At 49.7% G+C, this 21,150-nt stretch carries 20 protein-coding genes; 8 read left to right on the top strand and 12 right to left on the bottom strand.

Translation table 11 applies throughout. From position 1 onward, the window contains the following. Positions 1 to 25: 25 nt before the first annotated feature. Positions 26 to 2,758 (bottom strand): preprotein translocase subunit SecA, encoded by a 2,733-nt coding sequence (gene secA, locus H6859_04115; GenBank protein USO06687.1) that lies wholly within the window; start codon positions 2,756 to 2,758, stop codon positions 26 to 28. 163 nt (positions 2,759 to 2,921) lie between these two features. Between secA and H6859_04110 the strand changes: the two genes are divergently transcribed. From H6859_04110 to H6859_04100, 3 genes are all read left to right on the top strand, one after another. After that, positions 2,922 to 3,956, top strand: a complete 1,035-nt coding sequence (locus H6859_04110; protein USO06378.1) for a peptidylprolyl isomerase — start codon at positions 2,922 to 2,924, stop codon at positions 3,954 to 3,956. Between the two features lie 68 nt (positions 3,957 to 4,024). Further along, positions 4,025 to 4,471 carry a (deoxy)nucleoside triphosphate pyrophosphohydrolase gene (locus H6859_04105; protein ID USO06686.1) on the top strand — a complete coding sequence of 149 codons (447 nt, stop codon included), beginning with the start codon at positions 4,025 to 4,027 and terminating at the stop codon, positions 4,469 to 4,471. 10 nt (positions 4,472 to 4,481) lie between these two features. Then, positions 4,482 to 5,234, top strand: a complete 753-nt coding sequence (locus H6859_04100; GenBank protein USO06377.1) for a methyltransferase domain-containing protein — start codon at positions 4,482 to 4,484, stop codon at positions 5,232 to 5,234. Positions 5,235 to 5,251: 17 nt separating this feature from the next. On the opposite strand, the gene H6859_04095 is transcribed toward H6859_04100, so the two are convergent. Then, positions 5,252 to 6,307 (bottom strand): homoserine O-succinyltransferase, encoded by a 1,056-nt coding sequence (locus tag H6859_04095; GenBank protein USO06376.1) that lies wholly within the window; start codon positions 6,305 to 6,307, stop codon positions 5,252 to 5,254. 71 nt (positions 6,308 to 6,378) lie between these two features. Between H6859_04095 and H6859_04090 the strand changes: the two genes are divergently transcribed. Beyond that, a complete protein-coding gene (locus tag H6859_04090) occupies positions 6,379 to 7,320 on the top strand; it encodes a prephenate/arogenate dehydrogenase family protein (GenBank protein ID USO06375.1) in 942 nt (313 codons plus the stop codon). On the opposite strand, the gene H6859_04085 is transcribed toward H6859_04090, so the two are convergent. Genes H6859_04085 through H6859_04065 form a run of 5 tightly spaced genes read right to left on the bottom strand, consistent with a single transcriptional unit; the run spans position 7,241 to position 11,825 of the window. Continuing rightward, the gene (locus tag H6859_04085; protein ID USO06374.1) at positions 7,241 to 8,782 is read right to left on the bottom strand and encodes a 1-acyl-sn-glycerol-3-phosphate acyltransferase; all 1,542 of its coding nucleotides are present in this window, start codon (positions 8,780 to 8,782) and stop codon (positions 7,241 to 7,243) included. The genes H6859_04090 and H6859_04085 overlap by 80 nt on opposite strands. Positions 8,783 to 8,785: 3 nt before the next feature. Further along, positions 8,786 to 9,394 (bottom strand): YdcF family protein, encoded by a 609-nt coding sequence (locus H6859_04080; GenBank protein USO06373.1) that lies wholly within the window; start codon positions 9,392 to 9,394, stop codon positions 8,786 to 8,788. Between the two features lie 12 nt (positions 9,395 to 9,406). Next, a complete protein-coding gene (locus tag H6859_04075; protein ID USO06372.1) occupies positions 9,407 to 10,366 on the bottom strand; it encodes a permease in 960 nt (319 codons plus the stop codon). Beyond that, entirely contained in the window at positions 10,366 to 11,064 is a 699-nt protein-coding gene (gene ftsE, locus H6859_04070; protein USO06371.1) for a cell division ATP-binding protein FtsE, read from the bottom strand. Before ftsE ends, H6859_04075 begins: the two co-directional genes overlap by 1 nt. 17 nt (positions 11,065 to 11,081) lie before the next feature. Beyond that, entirely contained in the window at positions 11,082 to 11,825 is a 744-nt protein-coding gene (locus tag H6859_04065) for a hypothetical protein (protein USO06370.1), read from the bottom strand. 105 nt (positions 11,826 to 11,930) lie between these two features. On the opposite strand from H6859_04065, the gene H6859_04060 reads away from it, so the two are divergent. After that, the gene (locus tag H6859_04060; GenBank protein USO06369.1) at positions 11,931 to 12,764 is read left to right on the top strand and encodes a zinc-ribbon domain-containing protein; all 834 of its coding nucleotides are present in this window, start codon (positions 11,931 to 11,933) and stop codon (positions 12,762 to 12,764) included. A gap of 3 nt (positions 12,765 to 12,767) precedes the next feature. On the opposite strand, the gene H6859_04055 is transcribed toward H6859_04060, so the two are convergent. After that, positions 12,768 to 15,212, bottom strand: coding sequence for a DUF4175 family protein (locus H6859_04055; GenBank protein ID USO06368.1), 2,445 nt, complete (start codon positions 15,210 to 15,212; stop codon positions 12,768 to 12,770). Between the two features lie 81 nt (positions 15,213 to 15,293). Then, positions 15,294 to 16,565 (bottom strand): diaminopimelate decarboxylase, encoded by a 1,272-nt coding sequence (gene lysA / locus H6859_04050; protein ID USO06367.1) that lies wholly within the window; start codon positions 16,563 to 16,565, stop codon positions 15,294 to 15,296. Between the two features lie 361 nt (positions 16,566 to 16,926). Between lysA and H6859_04045 the strand changes: the two genes are divergently transcribed. Both H6859_04045 and H6859_04040 read left to right on the top strand, forming a co-directional pair. Next, the gene (locus tag H6859_04045; GenBank protein ID USO06366.1) at positions 16,927 to 18,225 is read left to right on the top strand and encodes a pentapeptide repeat-containing protein; all 1,299 of its coding nucleotides are present in this window, start codon (positions 16,927 to 16,929) and stop codon (positions 18,223 to 18,225) included. A gap of 102 nt (positions 18,226 to 18,327) precedes the next feature. Then, on the top strand, positions 18,328 to 18,864 hold the full coding sequence (locus H6859_04040) for a hypothetical protein (protein USO06365.1): 537 nt from the start codon (positions 18,328 to 18,330) through the stop codon (positions 18,862 to 18,864). Positions 18,865 to 18,874: 10 nt separating this feature from the next. Here the strand turns inward: H6859_04040 and H6859_04035 are convergent, their stop codons facing one another. The 3 genes from H6859_04035 to H6859_04025 are packed head-to-tail and all read right to left on the bottom strand — an operon-like array spanning position 18,875 to position 20,798. Further along, positions 18,875 to 19,804, bottom strand: coding sequence for an electron transfer flavoprotein subunit alpha/FixB family protein (locus tag H6859_04035; protein USO06364.1), 930 nt, complete (start codon positions 19,802 to 19,804; stop codon positions 18,875 to 18,877). Between the two features lies 1 nt (position 19,805). Then, positions 19,806 to 20,570, bottom strand: a complete 765-nt coding sequence (locus H6859_04030) for an electron transfer flavoprotein subunit beta/FixA family protein (GenBank protein ID USO06363.1) — start codon at positions 20,568 to 20,570, stop codon at positions 19,806 to 19,808. 27 nt (positions 20,571 to 20,597) lie between these two features. After that, positions 20,598 to 20,798 (bottom strand): twin transmembrane helix small protein, encoded by a 201-nt coding sequence (locus H6859_04025; GenBank protein USO06362.1) that lies wholly within the window; start codon positions 20,796 to 20,798, stop codon positions 20,598 to 20,600. 127 nt (positions 20,799 to 20,925) lie between these two features. Between H6859_04025 and H6859_04020 the strand changes: the two genes are divergently transcribed. Beyond that, positions 20,926 to 21,144, top strand: a complete 219-nt coding sequence (locus H6859_04020) for a hypothetical protein (GenBank protein USO06361.1) — start codon at positions 20,926 to 20,928, stop codon at positions 21,142 to 21,144. Positions 21,145 to 21,150 lie beyond the last annotated feature (6 nt).

The following is a 21,150-nucleotide window of genomic DNA, read 5'->3' as shown; positions in this document are numbered from 1 at the left end:
TCGTCATCCCGGGCGCTTGTCCACCCTAAGCCTTACGCGCCAATTGCCCGTGACAGTGCTTGAATTTCTTGCCTGAACCGCAAGGGCATGACGCGTTGCGCTGAACTTTGCCCCATGTCGTTGAATCGTCTTTATCAAATGCGCGTTTCTGCGTCATAGGCCGAACATTTCCCTCTGTACTTCCGCCGGCTTGCTGCCCTGTGCCCATAAGCGCCGGGTCTTGCCGCGTTTCACGCATTTCTTGCTCTTGACCCGGCATAAGGTCACCAGGACGCGCCTCAACATTAATTTCAACCAGACACAGCGTTTGCGTGATGGTTTCGTTCATCGCGCCGAGCATTTGTTCAAAAGCCGCGAAGGCTTCAGCCTTATATTCATTGAGAGGATCTTTCTGACCAAAAGCGCGCAAATTTATCCCTTGACGTACATGGTCGAGATTAAGCAAATGCTCTTTCCAGTGTTGATCAAGCAATTGCAACACGAAGGATTTTTCAAGTTGACGCCACATCTGCGCGCCGTAATGCGCAACTTTCGCCGCCATTTTCTTGTCCGATTCATCCATCACGCGTTCCATGATTTCGCCTTCCGCAATACCTTCCTCGCGTGCCCAATCCTGAACAGGTAAATCAAGCCCCAACACCCGCTGGCATTCCATATGCAGCGTATCCACATCCCATTTTTCGGCATAGCTGCCCGCTGGAATAGTGGCATTCACAATGTCTTCAATAGTCTGGTGACGCATATCAATGGCAAGATCTTCGATCGTTTCATCTTCCATGATCTCGCGGCGCTGCTCATAAATCACTTTGCGCTGATCGTTCATCACATCATCGAACTTCAAAAGATTTTTACGAATTTCAAAATGCATAGACTCGACTTTAGCCTGCGCCCTCTCCAGCATTTTAGAAATCAAGGGATGCTCCAGCGCTTCGCCTTCCTGCAGGCCAATTTTACGATTGGCCAGAAGCCCCTCAAGCTTGTCACCAGCAAAAATGCGCATCAAATCATCTTCTACAGACAGGAAGAACATTGATGCTCCGGGGTCGCCCTGACGACCAGATCGGCCACGAAGCTGATTATCAATCCGCCGCGATTCATGGCGCTCTGTACCGATGATATACAGCCCGCCTACATCAATAACGGTCTGCTTGTCAGCAGCGACTTCAGCTTCAATTTTTTCGATCGCTTTTTTATCTTTGACCGGGTCAACCGCCTCACCAATCTCTGCCTCAATACGCATCTCCGCATTGCCACCCAGCTTAATATCAGTTCCACGGCCCGCCATGTTTGTGGCAATCGTCACCGCGCCGGGGCGCCCGGCTTGCGCAACAATATGCGCTTCTTGTTCGTGATAACGCGCATTCAAAACATTATGCTTAATTTTCTCTTTCTTGAGGCGCTCGGAAAGCGTTTCAGATTTTTCAATCGAAACCGTTCCGACCAAAACCGGCTGTTTGCGCTCGTAACAATCCTTAATCAACGCAACAATGGCATCTTCTTTCTCATCCAAAGATTTATAAATCTTGTCGTCATAATCAATCCGTGTCACCGGCAAATGCGTTGGGATAGACACCACGCCCAGTTTGTAAATTTCGGCAAATTCCGCCGCTTCGGTTAGCGCCGTGCCCGTCATGCCTGAGAGCTTCGGATACATGCGGAAGTAATTCTGGAATGTGATCGAAGCCAGCGTTTGGTTTTCGGTCTGAATATCGACCCCTTCCTTTGCCTCAATGGCTTGGTGCAAGCCTTCGGACAGGCGGCGCCCCTCCATCATCCGGCCCGTAAACTCATCAATCAGCATCACGCGGCCATCCTTGACGATGTAATCCTTGTCGATCAGGAACAGCTTGTGGGCGCGCAAAGCCTGATTCACATGATGCACTAGCGAGATATTCTGAATGTCATACATGCTGCTGCCATCAAGCAAGCCGTTCTGCTCCAGCAAGCGTTCGATATGCTCTGTACCTTCATCGGTTAGCGCAACCGTCTTGTGCTTTTCATCCATGTCATAATCTTCGTTTTGCAAAGACGGGATGAGCTTATCAACGGCCACATAAAGGTCAGTCGCCGCCTCGGATGGCCCGGAAATAATCAGCGGCGTACGCGCTTCGTCAATCAGGATCGAATCAACCTCATCGACAATCGCGAAATTGAAATCACGCTGAACCATTTGCTTCAGGCTGAATTTCATGTTGTCACGCAAATAATCAAAACCAAATTCGTTGTTCGTGCCGTATGTCACATCGCATGCGTAGGCGCTCCGGCGCTCATCTGGATGAACATCATGAGTGATACAGCCAACGCTGAGGCCCAAAAAGTTATAAATCGCGCCCATCCATTCGGCATCACGCTTGGCCAGATAATCATTGACCGTAACAACGTGGACGCCTTTACCGCCCAAGGCATTGAGATAAACAGACAGGGTAGACATCAGTGTTTTCCCTTCACCGGTTTTCATCTCGGCAATGCGCCCGTCATTCAAAACCAATCCACCGATAAGCTGTACGTCATAGGGACGCAGGCCCAATGTACGCTTGGCCGCTTCGCGAACAACTGCGAAAGATTCATGGGTAAGGCTCTCAAGTTTTTCACCATTTTCAAGCCGCTGGCGAAAGACGCCGGTTTGGGCTTGCAGCTCAGTATCACTCATCGCTTCATAACGCGGCTCAAGCGCATTAATTGGCGCAATTTGTTTATGATACGCTTTTAAGGCACGCTCATTCGATGAGCCAAAAATTTTGGTGGCCAGACCTAACAACGGCATTCTCCTTAGATGTAAGTTGTTTTGATATAAAGCTCCGGGCGGGCGGCGTCAATGATTGTTGAAAAGCTGCGTTCAATCAGTTGCAAATAGCTTTTCCTTTCGTTAGTCTCCATTCATTCAAGCAATATCATTTTTGGAAGAAGAGAGAACCGAAACAATGCTTAAAGTTAAAAGCTCGAACGTAAGAAAAAATGAACGTGGCAGTGCGGCTATAATTGCTTTGGCGGTCCTGGTTGTGATCGCCATTGGTGCTGTGGCATTTCTGTCTGGTAAAATTGGCTATGATGATGAAGCAGCGACAACGCAAACAGCGTCTTCCGAACCTGCAAGTGGCGAACAAGCCGCATCGCAAGGCGAGACGAAGGCAGCCACCGCAGCGCAAGAAGCGCCAGCTGAACAGCCAAAGATGCCTGAAATTAAACCCGGCAATCCAGTTGTTGCCAAGATCGGTGATAAGGAAGTCAGCCGTTTGGATGTTTTTAATTTCATCCAGACCCTACCGCCCCAAACCCGTCAGATGCCGATTGATCAACTCTTTCCATTGGCGCTGGATCAAGTCGTAAACACACAAATTATTGGCAAGAAAGTCTCAACAGCAAAACTGGATGATGATCCAGCCGTTAAGCAGCAGTTGGATCTGGCAAAAGAACAAATCGTGCGCGGCGTGTTCATCCAAAAGCAGGTTGAAAAAGCCATGACGGATGAACGCCTGAAAGAAGTTTATGACGAATATGTGAAGAACTTTCCTGAAGTGCCTGAGGTTAAAACTGCCCATATCCTTGTAAAGGATGAAGCGCTGGCCAAAGATATTCTGAAGCAACTGAATGAAGGTGGTGACTTTGCAGTCCTGGCGAAAGAACACTCTATTGATGCGACGAAAGACAATGGTGGCAGCCTTGGTTACATCTCTCGTCAGGATCAGGTCATTCCGGAATTTTTGGAGGCGGCTTTTGCTTTAAAAGACGGAGGGATCAGCAAAGAGCCTCTGAAATCTGAATTCGGCTATCACATTATCAAGGTTGAAGATGAGCGCATGCGCCCGCCGGCAAGCTTTGAACAAGCCAAGCCGTTTCTGGCGTCTCAAATTCAGGCGCAAGTTTTGAACGAACTAATGTCATCATGGCGTGCAGATGCCAAAGTTGAAGTTTTTGACATCAACGGCGATGCGATCGAGCCTGCTGCTGGTGAATAAATTATATTAAGCAAATTAGAAAGGCCGTGAGCGCATATGCTTGCGGCTTTTTTATTGAAGGAAAAGCCATGCATTGTGACGAAGCTCTAAAGTTACCAAAGCCGACGCTGCCGAATCTTCCGATTATTCTGGTCACCGCAGCAGCGCTTATCAATCCGCGCGGCGAGATTTTTATTGCCCGCCGCCCCGAAGGCAAACCCATGGCCGGTCTGTGGGAATTTCCCGGCGGCAAGGTTGACGAGGGCGAAACCCCGGAATTTGCCCTGATGCGCGAATTGGAAGAAGAACTCGGCATAGAAACGCGGCCCACTTGTTATCACCCCATCGCTTTTGCCTCGCACAGCTATGATGATTTTCACCTTCTGATGCCGCTTTTTGCCTGCCGCAAATGGCGTGGAGACATCACACTAAACGAGCATCAAGACGGCGCCTGGGTAAAGCCCGTCGATATGCTGGATTATCCTATGCCTGCCGCCGATCTTCCCTTGGTGACAACACTGCGCGATTTGCTGTAGATTAACGCTTATGTATGAAAGCGTTTATGACTTCAAAACCTTTTACAATACCCGCATCGGGCGCATTGTCCGGCGCGTTCTTCAGGAACGTATCCGCGAGATTTGGCCTGATGTGCATGGCCTCTCACTCATGGGGATCGGCTACGCTACGCCGTATTTACGAATTTTCCGCGAGGAGGCAGAGCGTGTCTTCGCGATAATGCCAGCCGGGCAAGGCGCGCACGATTGGCCCCATGAAGGACCAAACTGTGTCGCGCTGGCCGAGCAGGCCGAACTTCCCATAGAAACCAACAGCGTAGACCGTATTCTGATGGTTCATAATCTGGAATTCACGGAATCCCCCAAGCCCGCCTTGCAGGAAATCTGGCGCGTTCTTAAATCCAATGGCCGCCTGCTTGTTGTTACGCCGAACCGCGCCGGCTTGTGGGCGCGCACTGAACATTCTCCCTTTGGTCATGGTACGCCATATTCACTCACCCAACTCACGCATGCCTTGCGCGATAATTTATTCGTACATGAAACGACCGAAGAAGCGTTGTTTGTTCCACCGCTTAAATATTCCACTCTGCTTAAATCCGCCGGTTTTTTCGAACGCTACGGACGTAGTATCTTGCCGGTTGTCGCTGGTGTTCACATCGTTGAGGCCAGCAAACAGATCTACGCCAGCGCCGATCGTAGCCCCGGTTCGACTGTGCGTATACGTGGCCGTGGAGTTTTTATGCCCAAACCTGTACCCAATAATTTCAATAAAGATAATGCCTGACATCTAGGTCTTGATTCTTAAAGCCCATCCAAAGGATGGTCCGGATCAACATTATTCATAAACGGCTTTGTACGATCCATATTGGTGATTTGATACACCAGCCCGATCCAGTTTGCGATAATGGAGCGTGCGCTATCCCCCCAGCTATTTTCAATGCTCTGGCGCATATCATCATCGGTGAGCGGCCAATCTGTTTGCCCGCGTTTCACTGCCGCCGCAAGCTGTTTCATCAGCTTTTTGAGATCATCATTAAAATAATGATCAGGAAAGGGAGGATAGTTAGCACATTCTTTCGCTATGAAGCGTTTAACCTCACGCTCATATTCTTTATACAGGCTGATCGTGTCATATTCCGGATGCCCCTGAAATAGGAGTTGGCGAAATCCGTCCGGGCTAACGGCCATATGCACATCACCATCATCACTCACGCTCAAAACCTTTAAGCCTGCCGCTTCAAACTGTTCTTGCGTGAGTTCGTTATAGCGCGAATGCGGGACATCAAAAACCGTATTCACCCCGCGCATTAGCGGATGATTGCGATCCAGCACCCGGTGAGGATAAACGCCCCAGAGTTTTTTATCCATCGGGGTTCGTGTCTGAGCATATTGAAATTGCATCACCGCATGCGTGGCAAGGCACGAACACAGCGTTGAAGTCACATTCTCCCACGCCCAGCTGATCACCTCTTGCAACGGCTCCCAAAAGGGGGCCTTACTCAAATCCGGATCACTGACATTTGCACCCGTAATAATTAGCCCGTCCAGGCCGTCGGTTTTGATCTGATCAAAACTTTCATAATATTGATCGATATAGCTTTGCGTCTCCGTGCTGCGCGCTAATTCCGGCAGCGTAAAAGGGTGTACATAAAACTGCGCAATCTGATTACTTTCCCCGATCAGACGAAAAAATTGCCGCTCTGTGGCTTGCAACGCCGCATCAGGCATCATGTTGAGCAAACCAATATGCAGTTCGCGAATTTCCTGACTCTGAGCCCGCTCCGGCGAAAGCACTGTACGTCCTTCTTTACGAAGCCGCTTAAATGCGGGTAAATCTTTATAGGCAACGAGCGGCATAGTTCCCTTTGATTTTTTAACATGCTATCTATATGTCTTTTGTACGCGAATATCCGCTAAAGGCAAAGAGTATGAGTACTGTAATGTTCGAAAAAATTACCATTATCGGCTTGGGTTTGATCGGCTCGTCACTGGCACGCGTAATCAAGCGGAAAGATCTAACTCAAAAGCTTGTTGCTGCGGATACAAGCGAAAGCGTTTGTACAAAGGTTCGTGAACTTGGCCTCGCCGATGTTGTCACCCCCGACATAACCAAAAGCGTGATTGGCAGCGACCTTGTGATACTGGCCGTGCCTGTCGGTGCAGTGCGAGCGGTTATTGAACAAATAGCTCCTTTGTTAATGCCCGGCGCTGTGCTCACCGACGTCTGTTCGGTTAAATCTGCCGTGATTGAAGCTGCCGCGCCATTTTTGCCAGAAAGTGCTGATCTTGTGCCCGCTCATCCTATTGCGGGAACTGAGCATTCCGGCCCCGAATCTGGCCTGGTCGATTTATTTGACGGGCGCTGGTGTATTCTTACGCCCCCACCGGAAACCTCAATCAAAGCCGTGGAAAAGGTTACAAAATTCTGGGAAGCTTGCGGCGCACAAATTGAAATTATGGATGCAGCCCACCACGATCTTGTACTCGGCATTACCTCACACTTGCCGCACCTGATCGCCTACACGATTGTCGATACCGCCGACCAGCTCGAAGATGATCTCAAGGCTGAAGTGATTAAATATTCTGCCTCCGGGTTTCAGGGTTTCACCCGCATTGCTGCATCCGACCCCATCATGTGGCGCGATATATTTATGAACAACAAAGAGGCCGTACTTGAAATTCTCCAGCGCTTTACCGAGGACCTTACCGCAATGCAAAAGGCAATCCGCCGTGGCGATGGGAGCTATCTCCAGGAGACATTTATCCGCACACGTGCCATCCGCCGCGAAATTATCGAGATGGGTGCAAAGGTTCTTCCAAATCCATCGCTGGTATCTCTTGAGGTTCCAAAGAAGCAGGATTCGGAGTAGGGGGTTTGGTTTTACGCCGGATATTTTTATTTTCTGTACGGATCGTCATAATCGGCAATGGCCCCGCATAAAGCGTCTCGCCTTTTTGCTGTAACGGCAGGCTGATAAGCCCGCTTTCATCAGCCAGAGAGCTTAGCCCTGCGCCTATAAACAGCGCCATGCGTGTTTCAATAATATCGCTGGCAACCAGACTTTGTAGCAAGCTCTGATGATTGGTGAATTGAATGATCATATCCAGCGCCGGTACGGGCTCTTGTTTTAAATCTGCCGTTCCGGTGAGTGTGCCCGTAAAATCACCCTGCACCAGTGCACTTTCATAAACGTTTAGAATATCGCGGTCATATTTGATCTTGGCAAACAGGGAGTCAAAATGCAAAGCGCTGCCCCATTTGAAATTCTGAATCTCGATTGGTCCGCTGGTCACGGTGATAGGCAAAAACGGCAAAGGCCAACCTATGGCACCTAAATCGTGAACCTTCACGCTCCCTTCATCGGTAACAATCATTTCTTCTGCCTTATGAAGACGGAGTTTACCAGGATAACCGGCGATCATGGGTGGCATAACAGGGGTTTGCGCATCCGTGAGATCACTAAGCGCGCCCACGTACTCATTCTTGATTTGATCTGCTGCCTTAAACCACACAAAACTATACAAGCCAAACGCCAGTCCCAAAATAAACAGCGCCCAAAATGCCGCCCTTCGACCGGCGGGTTTCGTATCCAGCGCTTTCTCTTTGGCTTCGTTCATCAGGCTTTGCACCACATTTTCCGTTTCTTTTTCTAACTTTGCCAACAGCCTGCCTCTTTCTAGTCCCGGTTTTATAGGTTTGAGAAATTCAAAGATAACGCAGCCCGAAGATTTGAGCCAGCTATTACGCGGCCAAAAAATTCCGGCATTGAGTGCCATCGGAATAATCGGCAAATCAGTAGCTTCCTGTAAGCGCGCTACGCCGACCTTGTATGGCTTGTCTGTCGCACTGGAATCAGTATGTACGCGCGTACCTTGCGGAAAAATAACAATCGGCCGGCCCAGCACCTTCATTCGCCGCGCGCCTTCTTGAATGGAGGCAATCGCCGTATCCGGGCTACTTCGGTCGATTGCAATTGGATCACTCTTTTTTAAGTAAAGCCCCCAAAGCGGAATCGAAAGAAGCTCTTTCTTCAAAATCACCGCCGGATCTTTAAACAGAATATGCAGCTTCATTGTTTCGTATGCTGATTGATGCTTGGCCGCAACGATGAACGAACCACTCTCCGGCAGATGTTTACTCCCCCGCACTTCGTAATCCAGCCCCAGAATAAACCGTTCTAGAAAATAGACCTTGTGAACAAAGAATTTCACTATGCCCATGAAATATCGCCGGGGCAGCGCCAGTGTTGGTAAACACAAAACGCACGCCAAAGCGGTCAGCGCATAAAACAGCACATTGAAAACGGATGAACGAATAACGGCGCGCTTCATGAGTTATTTTGCCAGTTCTGAGAAGTTTAAAAGTTCGATTCTGGGAGTGAAAAGCAATTGTAGCCAGCGATACATGCACTTGTGGTATTCGCTAAATAGCAATTCCCAGTAATGAAGCGTGTCGATGGTAAAATCAGTTTGATGCACCGGATGCGCGTAAATATCAACGCCAGGCAGGGCATGATGCATTTCCATAAGAGATCGCATCATGTGATAATCACCGGTCACCAACCGGATTGAACTGTAATCTTGTTTTTGAATCCACTTCCGTGTTTCGGCAGCATTCTGTGTCGTTGTTGTGGCTTCATATCCAAGGCTGACGCAGCATGGTGGCAGGGCGTGATCTCCATCCCATAATGCCAGAATTTCATATTTTTTTACATCCTCATGCACACCGCTGATGAACAGATGTAAAGCACGTCCCTGTGCAAATAGGGATAGCCCTTCCTGAATACGGTTTTTTCCACCTGTAAGCACGACAATGGCATCGGTTGTTTCCTCTTCAGACTGAGGCGTGGCCATAATGGCCGAAGCTGCAAAAACGCAAAACCCACCAATCCATAAAAGAATCAGCGCCATGAAGCTCAAAAAAACACGTTTAAATATTTGCATTACCTGTTTCTTTTACGGCATCTGCCCCAACACACGCAAGACTGTAACACGCGCTGTTTGTGATGCGATAAGAGCAATCAGCCCTGGCAAGAGCAGCAAAATTATGATTTGTGAAGTGCTTAGGTGCATACTAGGAATAGTTGCCCCTTCGCCAGAACCTCCAAAAGCTGAAAGCATAAGCAAAATCATTAATCCGCTGAGCACACCGATCAAAGCTCCTTTCAGTGTTAAGACCACCGCATGGCGCTGGAGTTGCTTGGTGATATACAGATCGCTCGCCCCCATCAAATGCAACAATTCAATATCGGCTTTATGCTCGGCCATGCGCGAACGAATTGCTCCAGCAATCGCCACAATCGTCGTCGCGCCAATAATCAGCGTTACAATTAACGCCGAAAGTTTCAATGTTCCGGCCAGGCGTAAAATATCCTCCAGCCAGCTTTCATGCGTATCCAGCCGAATATCGCCAGCGATTTCCGCCAGTGCTTTTTCAATGCTTTCCAGCTTATCTTTATTGCGCACATGCAGCTCCGCCGACACCAAGCCTGGCAGCGGCAACTCGTCCAGTACCACATCATCGCCCAACCAGGGCGACACTAAACCGTGAATATCGTTTTTCTCCAGAATATGAAGTGCCTTGATATTTGGATTGGCTGTCAAAAGAGCTTCAACGGAAAGCCCCAACTCCTTTATTTCTACTGCACTACGTAAGACACCGCCTGGCTTTTGCGCCGGGATTTCAATTGTAACCTTGTTTTTCAATCCCGAAGACCAGTGCCGCGTGACGCCGCCCAGCACCATTGTCGCGCTCAGAGCCATCATCGCCAAAAAGCTCATGAGACCTACCAGAAGCACCAGAAAATGCGACCCCGCGCTTTTATGCAGAGGCAAGTCATACCCACCCTTGCGTTCACCTACGCCAAGCTTGCGATTGCGGGAGAAAGTCGGCAGCAACAACGAAAAAATCTTCATCAATAGACCCCCGCAATATTTTTCTGCACCCAATTCGCATTATCATGCATATAAAGCCGTCCATCCTCCAGCACGAGGCGCGGATGGCCAAAACGTTCCATAATGCTCTGGCTGTGGGTTGCAATCACAATCGTCGTGCCCATCCGGTTGAGCTGTTCAAACAAATGCATCAACCGAAAACCAATATCATCATCAAGGTTTCCGGTCGGCTCATCCGCCAGCAAAAGCTTGGGCCGCGCAATCACCGCTCTCGCAATCGCCACACGTTGTTGCTGTCCGCCCGAAAGCGTCAGGGGCAGGGCGTTTTTATAATCACCCAGACCAACCCATTCCAAAAGCTCATCGACATTACTTTTCACTTCGCTTTCTTTATGACCGGTAATGCGCATCGGCAAGGCGACATTATCAAAAGCTGAGAGATTGGGTAGCAGGCGGAATTCCTGAAACACCACGCCGATTTTCTGGCGAAGTAAACCAAGCTGCGCTCGGCTCATATCATTGATATTTTGCCCAAACATACTCACAAGACCGCGCGTCGGTTTACGTCCAAGATACATCAATGTCATCAACGAGGTCTTCCCCGCACCCGAAGGCCCGGTAAGAAAATGAAATGATCCCGGTTCCAGCGTAAAATTAATGTCGGACAACACTTCCGGTCCCACACCATAACGCAAACCAACATGTTCAAACTTAATCAATGTATTAAATTACTTTCTTAATATTTTTTCTCAACTTCTCGAGGCTTTTGCACATCCAAAATATACTGCAAGGCCTTGGCTTTTTTATAAGGATTGGTGATCGTCATCGCTGCTGCCATCGCGCCGTCGAAATCTTTGCGATCTGCAAGAATTTTCGACACGATCGCATAGGCCTTATTCCGAAAGGCGATGCTATCGATAAAGCCGATGCTCTTCATCGCCGCATGCGCGTTGCCGACTTCCGCTTGAATCTCCGCTGTCTCACCATAGGCTTTGTGACGCAGGGCGTCATTTTCCATTTCACTAGCGGTTTTCCACGCCCCTTCATTATCCCCGGCAAAGGCCTGAGCCATTGCAATATAGGTAAGCGCAATCGCATAAGACGGCGGATGTTCAATCTTTTCAGCGCGTGTACGAAGCTTTGTAAACAGCGCATCATAGGCCGCTTTCTCAAGCTTCAAATCCGCCGCTGCCATGCCAATCCCGCGGATAGTCATGGCTTGCGTATCGGGCGTTTCAATCTTGTCGATCAGCGCGATCGCGCCGTCCATATCTCCATCCGCAGCCTTTGTTTTGGCCAATTCACGATAAGTTTGATCACGCCAGGATGTATTCTCGATTTGAGCTGATTCGGTTTCAATTTCCTTGAGTATGCAGGCACGATCTTGTGCCAAGCAGCCCGCCGCCCGCAGTGCTCCTGCTGCATACGGGAAGAGGCTAAGCGTAAGAATGCCAACGAATAAAAATATCCTGCCCGTCATTGTTTTTCCTCGAAATGTGATATCCTTGTTACGTCTACTTGTTCAAATCACTGTGTGCCCTTATAAATACTAAATTAAATTTCATATGAGAAGCTCCAGAAAAGAATGATTCTGACTTGTCCCAATTGTGCTTCACGCTTTTTGCTTTCCGCCCAGGTCTTGGCGCCGGACGGTCGGCGCGTGAGATGCTCATCCTGCGGCGAGGATTGGTTCGAAATGCCCGATCCTGACGAGCTGATCGAAAATCTGGAAGCTAAGATTGAGGGAATCCCGGAAAGCGTTAAACCGATTCCCGAAGGCTCTTCTGTACCCGCGCTTGCCAATATGCCTGAAGAGCGCGAAGAAACGCGCTCAGCTATTATGGCGGGCTATGTTGGTGCACTGCTGGTGTTCGTGGTTATTCTCGCCGCGCTGCTGGTGATGAAACAGACGCTTGTAAAAACGTGGCCGCCCGGCGCGGCCCTTTATGAATTTATGGGAATAGAGGTCAAATCGCCAGGAGAAGGGCTGGTCTTTGATCGTGTAAAAGCCAAAGTGACACCGACCGGGCGCATTATCATTGAAGGCAGTATCATCAATTTAATCAATGAAGATCAGATCCTCCCAGCAATCAAAGTATCCGTGCGTGACCAGGCTGGACAGGAAATAAAACAGCTCACAATCCAGCCGCCTTTTGAACAAATGAAGGCGGAAAGCACGCTACCGTTCAAAACCAGCTATAAAGACGGATTAAACGGCGCCGATCATATCCAGCTTCGCTTCGTTCTGGGAGACCCTTTGCAAGAAAAAACTGTTGAACTTAAAGGGTTCGAAGAAGAGCATGCCGCAGAAATCGAAGGAAGTCATGAAGAAGGAAAACATGGTGAGCATACTTCAGAGCACACGCTGCCAGAACATACACCGCAGGAACACAACCCAGCTCCAGAATCTCACCACTAAGATTTAAAACCGTTTTAATAACCGCCGATAATAATCCAGCTCTTCCTGTGGACGGCGGCGGTCACTCGCACGCCGGCGCAGCTCATTCAAAATCTCCTGCACCCATTTCCTTTCCGCTTCACTCGGAATTTTAACCTGATCGCCAAACGGCAAGCCGTTTTTGCCATCATGCCCGCCATAGGGTCTCCCAAGCGGGTCCAACTGCATCGGCATGCCACCAAATGCCAGTCCGGTCATTTGCTGCATCCATTGTGCCATCATTTGCGCCATTTGCTGCTGAGACTCTTTAAGTTGTTTAATCGCTTCATCCTGAAACGGAAGCGAAAGATCCGGGCGGCTAAGCCCCAGTTGCTCACCGGAACTGTCCATTGCCTGTGCGGCCAATTCAAAATTTTCCGGAATTTCTCCCAGCGCCGTTTCGGCCTCTTTCATCAACTGCACGAGCGTCATATACAGCGCTTCCTGCTCAGTATGTTGAACAACGGTATTGATAAAAGGCGGCGGTTGATCTTCAAAGCTGCCATCAACACCTAGCCCCTCAAGCTTCTCATAGAGCTCTGCTTGTTTAGCCGTTTGCTCGCGCAAGGATTCCTGACGTTCAATCAGCTCTTGCAAGTCTTTGATAGCTTTTTGCATCATCTGCATATCCGGCGGCATTGTAAAGTTTTTTGACGGGCCAGCCATATCCATCAATCTCTGAAGTTTGGAAAGCATCTTTTGTGCGGACGTCCGATCACCCGAAAGCATATCCTGCTCCATCTGGTCCATCAGACCGGCCAGATCATTCATATTTATCATCTGCGCCAGGACTTCTGGCGGCAATTGTGTCGGCTGCATTTCTTCTCTTTGCACGGATTTCTGCCACTCACGCGCTAAAGCCTGTATATATTCGGCCATCGCCTGACGAAGCCGTTCCATCAGAATTGCAATCTCAGCGTCACTGACCTCAGGGTTTTGCAGGGCTTGCTCCAGTTTCTTTTGAAGCTCACGTAAATCACGCGCCGCCAGACTAAGATTGCCATCCTCCAGCCGCAGCGCGATGTCCCACAGCAAGCCAATCACACTGCGTGCAACCATTTCCGACGGTTCATTATAATAAAGACGCGAAGCCGCTACCCGCAGCGCCAGAAACACCCGTAAATCATGGCCGTATGTGTGCGGTTGATAGAGTAGTTTCTCCAGCGCCAGCCCCACCTCTCCATAAGGCTGGTCAGGGTTCCAGATCAGATATTTACGCATCTCGATCAACTGACGCGCCACCGGATGTGAAAAGCTGCGTTCCGGTAATTGCAGCCGCAACGGCAATGTTTGCGCGATTTGATCAAGATGGTCATGCGCACTGAAGGTAAAGACGACCGGAAGTCCCGCCCATGGATGCGCGGCCAGATCATAAACCGGCGCCATCTGAAACTCGGTTTTCGCTGGCGACATAACCGAGCGCTCTTCCTGCGCGGCCCAGCCCATCGGGGCTTTGTCTACGCTGGGGTCCAACGTCATGCGCATATGGAGGGTTTTAACGCCATAATCATCGAGCATCGTCAGTGCAAACTGGACTTGACCGTTCTCAAGCGCGTGCGGGTCCTCTGTAATGCCTATGCTGGGTGGCAAATCTTCAATGAATTCATAATCCCAAACCGGCCCGCCCCACAGCCCCGTGCGCAGGCGTAATTTATGCCCCACCGGAATCTCCATTTCCAGCGTGGACGCGCCATCTTCACCACTTTCAAAGGGGTAAGCTTTTCCATCCACCAGCAGGGCGGGCATACGCAGGGCATGCAACAGGCTGCGCGTTGCAATCGCCTTGGCGACAGAACCTTGCGGAATGTGCAAAACTCCATCTGTTTCCGGCGGAAAAATGCGCGGTTGAGTGGTATATTCGGGCGGCGTAATCCAAAAGGCGATTTCCGGCGCTTGGCGCTCAAATATCTCCAGCCCGCCGACCGGCCATAGCCCGCTTAAAATCCGCCGCTTACCGTCCGCACCTGCAACGATAACCCCGCAGATAAGCGCAATCAGTAAGCCTAATCGCAATGCCCGCAGGTCCCGCGCCGCCAGCAATGCGCGGGGGAGAGCAGGGCGCAGTTTTGCAAGCATCTGCATTTTTCGGCTTTGCTCCCATGCCCACAGCGCATTTACGCCTGCTTGTACAGGGCGGTCTCCTAATGTGCTTAAAGGACGATGGTGTACGCCGCTTACTTGCTCAATGCGCCGCTGAACTTCCGTACGTTTCGGCCAGCGAAAAGACCTGATGTCTTTGCGAATAAAATGCACCAGTCCAATGAAGAAAATTAGAGTGGTAATTGCAGAGACAACGGCGCCCAGCCCTTGCGGAATTTCAAACAGCCACAGCGCGCCAAACCCCATGCACCAGCTTGCCAGCCGCCAGAGGGCCATGCCAAGCCTTTCAATCATCAGCGCCGCACGGCTGATAAAGTGCAGCCATGCCAAATTGACGCCCTTATTTCGCAAAAATTCTGGATTTGCACTCATAATATTGAGTGTAAGCGAGTCCTTCAAAAAAGCCAGTTTCTAAACCAGCCAATCAGGAATTATATCTGCACCAAGCAGGTCTTCATAGCTTTGCCGCGCGCGAATAAGTGCAATCTTGTCCCCGTCAACCAGAATTTCTGGCGGCAAGGGGCGCGTATTATAATTTGAGGCCATACAAACCCCATACGCCCCGGCTGTACGAATAACGGCCAGGTCTCCGGGCTTCATTTCCGGCAGGTTTCGTTGCTTGGCAAATACATCACTGCTTTCACAGACCGGTCCGACGATATTGTAGGGGTGCAGCGCGGCATCCCGGTTTGCTACGGGCTCAATCCCATGCCACGCGCCGTAAAGGGCAGGGCGCATTAAATCATTCATCGCGCCGTCCACAACCAGAAAATCCTCCCCATATGATTCTTTTTCATACAGCACTTTGGTGAGGAGCACGCCGGCATTGCCCACCAGATAGCGCCCCGGTTCCATAATGATTTCCGTATCCAGCGGCAGGATATGCTCGCGCACGGCATTGGCGTAGGAATCAAGATCGAGCAAATCTTCATCCTGATATTGAATCGGGAATCCTCCGCCAATATCCAGCCGCGAAACTTCGTACTCTTTGCTGCGCAAAAGACCGACAAAATCAGCAATCTTTTTGAACAGAGCCTCAAAACTGCCAGTCTCAGTGATTTGCGAGCCGATATGCGTAAAAATACCCAGCGCCCGCACATGTTCCATGCTCTGAGCGCGCGCGAATCCCTCCAAGACCCGCTCAGGCGCCAGACCGAATTTATCGCCCTTACTGCCTGTGCTGATTTTCTTATAAGCTGCCCCGCCCACATCCGGATTCAGACGAAACACCACATCGGCGAGTTGCTTTTCCTGCCCGGCTAAACGGTTGATCAGATCCAACTCGCCAAAGGATTCGATGTTAAATTGATGCACCCGTGCGCGCAGCCCCGCCAGAATTTCCTCTTCGGTTTTGCCAACGCCTTCCATTACAATTTTTTCCGGCGCAAATCCGGCTTTCAGGGCGCGCTTCAATTCTCCACCAGAAACAACTTCAATGCTGGAGCCTAAAGATTGCAGCAGCTTCAAAATGCCTAAATTGCTATTCGCTTTACAAGCATAACACAGTAAAGGCTGACGATTCGCTGGTAAAGTTTTTTGTAGCGCTCCGGCTAATGCATCATACTGATCACGAATAACACGAGCCGAATAGACATACGCCGGTGTGCCGTATTTCTTTGCAATATCACTCAAAGGTACTGAATCGAGGCAAAGTACGCCGTTTTGTTCGTGAAAACCACTCATCGTCTTAACTTTCAGGTCTTGGATCTGTACTCAAATCGGGGTATGTGCGCGGAAACTTGCTATCCTGAGCGCCTTCCGATGGCAAAACTTCTCCCGGCTTCACACCACATCCGGCCGTTATCAGGCATAAACTAAGCAACAATAATGACCAACTTCTTATCATACGGGATCTGCCCTTATTTCTAAATTTGAGCAATTTTTCAATGTTTATAAGATAATAGGGGCCAAAATACTATCAGCAATATATAAAAAACTGCGTATAGCACTGGCGAATTTCTTAAAAAAATGTACACTTTTATCCAGTAGACTATTTAAATGACTATCTGTTTATAAGCCATTTCAAGAACATAAATAGCCACATATGCAGGAACAGAACGCGCAATCGCCTACGCTGGAGAGCATCTCCCAAGATCAGCTTGATGCGTTGGTCAAACTCCACAACCGCTTTTTGGATGGGCGTTTGGGCGGTCGCCGTGCACTTTTAAAAAATACGGATTTAACGGGCTTGTCTTTGCGGGCGCAGGATCTCCGTCAGGCCAGCTTTATGGGTTGCATTATGGTCGGCATGGACTTATCACGTGCCAATTTCCAGGAAGCCTCTCTTTATGCTTGCGATCTCAGCAATTCGAATCTGAACGACACGCGCTTTGTCCGTGCTGATTTGCGCGGTGCGCGAATCGAAAACGCAACACTGCAGGGCGCCGACCTTGAAAAGGCGGATTTGCGCGTAGGTGGTCTGTCCGATGGTCAAAGTTATGACAGCGGCCAGGCAGTAAATTTCCGTGGCGCAAATCTAAGTGGAGCAAAACTCGCTGGTTCCATCGCTTCAAAAGCCAATTTTTCCGATGCGATTATGACCGGTGCAAACATGTCTAAAGCTGATTTGCGTGGCGCTCAGATGGAAGGCGCCGATCTGAGCGGGGCAGATATTGATGGGGCACAACTCAGCGGGGCAAATTTCAAATCTGCAATTCTCACAGGCGTAGAAGTCAAAAAAATTCGTGAGACCTTGGATATAGACCTTTCTGATGCAATTACGGATGAAAATATCGGTGCATCGGTCGCCGATCTCGATGAGCCGTTAGCCAAGCTGATTGAAGATCATCGCGGCTGGGTGGAAACCGCAGGGGCGAAGGGGCGGCAGCTTGATCTTAGTGATATGGATATGCGCAGCTTAAGAACACTCAAGATGGAAAGAATGACCGCGATTCGCGCCATCGGTACGAAGTTTTTAGGGATGAATCTCTACAAGATCGAACTGCAAAGCGCGGTTTGTGACGGGGCGGATTTCCGCAACTGCGATATGGAGGAGGCAGATCTACGCGGCTCCAGCTTCGCAGGTGCAAATTTTTCCCATACAAAAATGAAAGGTGTAGACGGCAGCCCACTGATGTTTGGTGCCGAAGGGGTGAGCAAACGCTTTAGCCCCTGTAATTTTGAAAATGCCAAATTACGCTATGTGGACTTAAGCGGCGCACAGCTCAAAAGCGCCGTGTTCAAAGGCGCCGATCTATCCTACGCAGACCTTTCCGGCGCGGATTTACGCGAGAGTGACTTCACGGATGCCAACGTCACAGGCACAAATTTTGATGGTGCGCAGACCGAAGGCGCCAACATCCCGAAAGCCGATAAGCCCGTGTTTCAGATGAAACGGGACTGAACAGCCGTTCAATTTTGTTTTTAATAAGGCTTCTCCTCTCCATTATTAGGTTAATGAAATCTTAAATTTTGCATTCCATAATGTAAAAAACGAGAGGTCGGAATGACTGTGAACTACGAAAAGGCAGAAAATAAAGCCGGTGACAATGATGCCGAGGCAGTTGTCGAAACAGTCACGGAGGTGGCGGCAGGTGCTGTAACTGTCTCAGTTCCGGCTGGAGGCGCTCTCGTCTCTGCATTCAAGGACGTTGATAATCTTCCATTAAACCTTATAAAAAAAATGGGTTCTAAAAGACTGCCATGGCTGTTGGGTACTGCAGCCACTGCCGGTTTTGTCGTCGATGAAGTCGAAGCGCATTGGGAAAAGGGAGATGTATGTAAGGCTTTTGGTGCGGCTTTGGCAGGAATAGCTGAGACAGGGGGAAATTTTGTGCCTGGTGGAAACTATTTGTTACTCGGTGACACGTTTCACAAAACCGTACGGACGGCCTATATCGGGGTAACGGAAGGAGTACTCGGATTTGAAGAAGGGCAATGCACGCCAAACGAAACAGATATTGTGGCTGCGGTTGATTATTTATCCTCGGACGGTGCACCCCGCATGGTGATGAACATAAACGATGAAAAATTGGCGCCGTAACGCACTATTTTTACAACTTCTCGCTCAACTCCGGCACGGCGTCGAACAGGTCGGCGACCAGCCCGTAATCGGCTACGGAAAAAATCGGCGCGTCTTCGTCTTTGTTAATCGCTACAATCACTTTGGAATCCTTCATCCCGGCTAAATGCTGGATCGCCCCGGAAATGCCAACAGCGATATACAGGGCAGGGGCCACAACCTTACCAGTTTGCCCGACCTGATAATCATTCGGCACGTATCCCGCATCCACGGCTGCGCGTGATGCGCCCACAGCCGCGCCGAGCTTATCGGCCAGTTTTTCAATCAACGCGAAATCTTCTTTTGAACCAACGCCGCGCCCGCCGGAAACGACGATATTCGCCGATGTCAGCTCAGGGCGGTCGCTCTTGCTCACTTCCAGATTGACGAAAGAGGACAGCCCCGCATCGCCCTTGGCCGCAATATCTTCAATCGCTGCGCTACCGCCCTCAGGCGAAACCGCGTCGAAATCTGTGCCGCGTGCCGTGATAACCTTGATTGCATCTGAAGATTTCACCGTCGCAAGCGCATTGCCCGCATAAACTGGGCGTTCAAACGTATCGGCATCAATCACTGCGGAAATATCGGAAATCTGCTGCACATCCAGCAAGGCCGCCACCCGCGGCAGAATGTTCTTCGCATAGGTTCCGGAAGCTCCAATAATGTGCGAATAGCCAGAAGCCAGTTCGACAATCAGCGGCGCAACATTTTCCGCCAGCCCGTATTCCAGTTCCGGCGCATCCGCCTTCAAAACTTTACTCACCCCTTCGGCCTTGGCTACTGCTTCAGCAACGCTCGCGCAGTTCGCGCCCGCCACCAGCACATGGATTTCTCCGCCAATCTTCTGCGCCGCCCCAATCGCGCTCAATGTTGCAGGCTTCAATTCAGCATTATCGTGTTTAGCTAAAACAAGTATGGTCATTTTAAATCACTTTCGCTTCATTCTTTAATTTATCGATCAATTCATCAACCGATGAAACCTTACCGCCGCCTTGACGTACGGGCGGCTCAGCCACCTTTACGACCTCCAGCCGTGGAGTAATATCGACGCCCAGTTCATCGGGGTTTGTTACATCCAAAGGCTTCTTTTTCGCCTTCATAATATCGGGCAACTTGGCATAGCGCGGCTCATTCAATCGTAAATCCGTCGTCACGACCGCAGGCATCTTCAAAGCCACGGTCTGTAAACCGCCATCAACCTCACGCGTCACGTTAAGTGAGTCCTCATCAAGCGTTACCTCAGAAGCAAAAGTCCCCTGCGCCCACCCCAACAGCGCGGCCAGCATTTGTCCGGTCTGGTTGGAATCATCATCAATCGATTGCTTGCCCATAATCACCAGATCCGGGTTTTCTTTCTCAACCAAAGCTTTGAGCATCTTGGCCACCGCCAAAGGCTCCACCCCGCCCAGATCAATCGGCGCATCGGTCTGCACCAAAATCCCGCGATCCGCACCGATCGCCATCGCCGTGCGCAGCTGTTCCTGCGCTTTTTCCGGGCCGATCGATACGACGACAATCTCGTCAGCTTTGCCTGCTTCCTTCAGTCGCACAGCCTCTTCAATCGCAATTTCATCAAACGGATTAACCGACATTTTGACATTGGCCAGATCAACCCCACTGCCATCCGCCTTAACACGCACCTTAACGTTGTAATCAACAACCCGTTTAATCGGGACCAGTATTTTCATTATAATATCTCCACTTGGAACTGTGGTTTAAGAACTCTGAGAAGCATAGTATGCCAGCGCCAGCAGGCTCAAGGCAACCCCTTGCAGAACGACCCGCGCCTGCATCAAACGATTGCCGTATTTTTTATTAAATTCTCCGCCCTTGATCATGGCGAATAATCCAATCGCCAGCACCGCCAGAACGCAAAGCATGGCAAAAACAATTGATGTCGCAAGAAGTCCGTTCATAGCTCTAGGCTAATTGAGAGAAGGGGGCTTGACCAGAGTAAAATATAGGAAATTATTTGACATAATACACAAAATTGGTTAATATTAGCTTAAATTAAACAAGCGTTAACTGTTAAGAAGATAAAAAATGCAAAGCAAACACCACGAAAATTGGACTTACAAATGGTCAAACACCAGTATGGGCAACAGTTTTGCGATGTTTAACTGTCCTGAAATCGGAACGAATATACTCTACACTTTTGAACAAATTAAAGAAATTCTACTCAATAATAAAACGACCAACATTCCCTACAGCGTGTTGGCTGAAGCAGCAAACGTATATCTTGGTGTTAAATCAGTAGCTTAATGATTT

This window comes from Rhodospirillales bacterium (assembly GCA_023898785.1).
Lineage (GTDB): Bacteria > Pseudomonadota > Alphaproteobacteria > Micavibrionales > Micavibrionaceae > TMED27.
The sequence above is the reverse complement of the archived record's forward strand: the minus strand, read 5'-3'. Positions and strand labels throughout refer to the sequence as shown.

Excerpts from the sequence above, each read along its gene's own strand:
- H6859_04110 (USO06378.1), top strand. The coding sequence starts at position 2,922 with ATGCTTAAAGTTAAAAGCTCGAACGTAAGAAAAAATGAACGTGGCAGT.
- H6859_04105 (USO06686.1), top strand. The coding sequence starts at position 4,025 with ATGCATTGTGACGAAGCTCTAAAGTTACCAAAGCCGACGCTGCCGAAT.
- H6859_04100 (USO06377.1), top strand. The coding sequence starts at position 4,482 with ATGTATGAAAGCGTTTATGACTTCAAAACCTTTTACAATACCCGCATC.
- H6859_04095 (USO06376.1), bottom strand. The coding sequence starts at position 6,307 with ATGCCGCTCGTTGCCTATAAAGATTTACCCGCATTTAAGCGGCTTCGT.
- H6859_04090 (USO06375.1), top strand. The coding sequence starts at position 6,379 with ATGAGTACTGTAATGTTCGAAAAAATTACCATTATCGGCTTGGGTTTG.
- H6859_04085 (USO06374.1), bottom strand. The coding sequence starts at position 8,782 with ATGAAGCGCGCCGTTATTCGTTCATCCGTTTTCAATGTGCTGTTTTAT.
- H6859_04080 (USO06373.1), bottom strand. The coding sequence starts at position 9,394 with ATGCAAATATTTAAACGTGTTTTTTTGAGCTTCATGGCGCTGATTCTT.
- H6859_04075 (USO06372.1), bottom strand. The coding sequence starts at position 10,366 with ATGAAGATTTTTTCGTTGTTGCTGCCGACTTTCTCCCGCAATCGCAAG.
- H6859_04065 (USO06370.1), bottom strand. The coding sequence starts at position 11,825 with ATGACGGGCAGGATATTTTTATTCGTTGGCATTCTTACGCTTAGCCTC.
- H6859_04060 (USO06369.1), top strand. The coding sequence starts at position 11,931 with ATGATTCTGACTTGTCCCAATTGTGCTTCACGCTTTTTGCTTTCCGCC.
- lysA (USO06367.1), bottom strand. The coding sequence starts at position 16,565 with ATGAGTGGTTTTCACGAACAAAACGGCGTACTTTGCCTCGATTCAGTA.
- H6859_04045 (USO06366.1), top strand. The coding sequence starts at position 16,927 with ATGCAGGAACAGAACGCGCAATCGCCTACGCTGGAGAGCATCTCCCAA.
- H6859_04040 (USO06365.1), top strand. The coding sequence starts at position 18,328 with ATGACTGTGAACTACGAAAAGGCAGAAAATAAAGCCGGTGACAATGAT.
- H6859_04035 (USO06364.1), bottom strand. The coding sequence starts at position 19,804 with ATGACCATACTTGTTTTAGCTAAACACGATAATGCTGAATTGAAGCCT.
- H6859_04030 (USO06363.1), bottom strand. The coding sequence starts at position 20,570 with ATGAAAATACTGGTCCCGATTAAACGGGTTGTTGATTACAACGTTAAG.
- H6859_04025 (USO06362.1), bottom strand. The coding sequence starts at position 20,798 with ATGAACGGACTTCTTGCGACATCAATTGTTTTTGCCATGCTTTGCGTT.
- H6859_04020 (USO06361.1), top strand. The coding sequence starts at position 20,926 with ATGCAAAGCAAACACCACGAAAATTGGACTTACAAATGGTCAAACACC.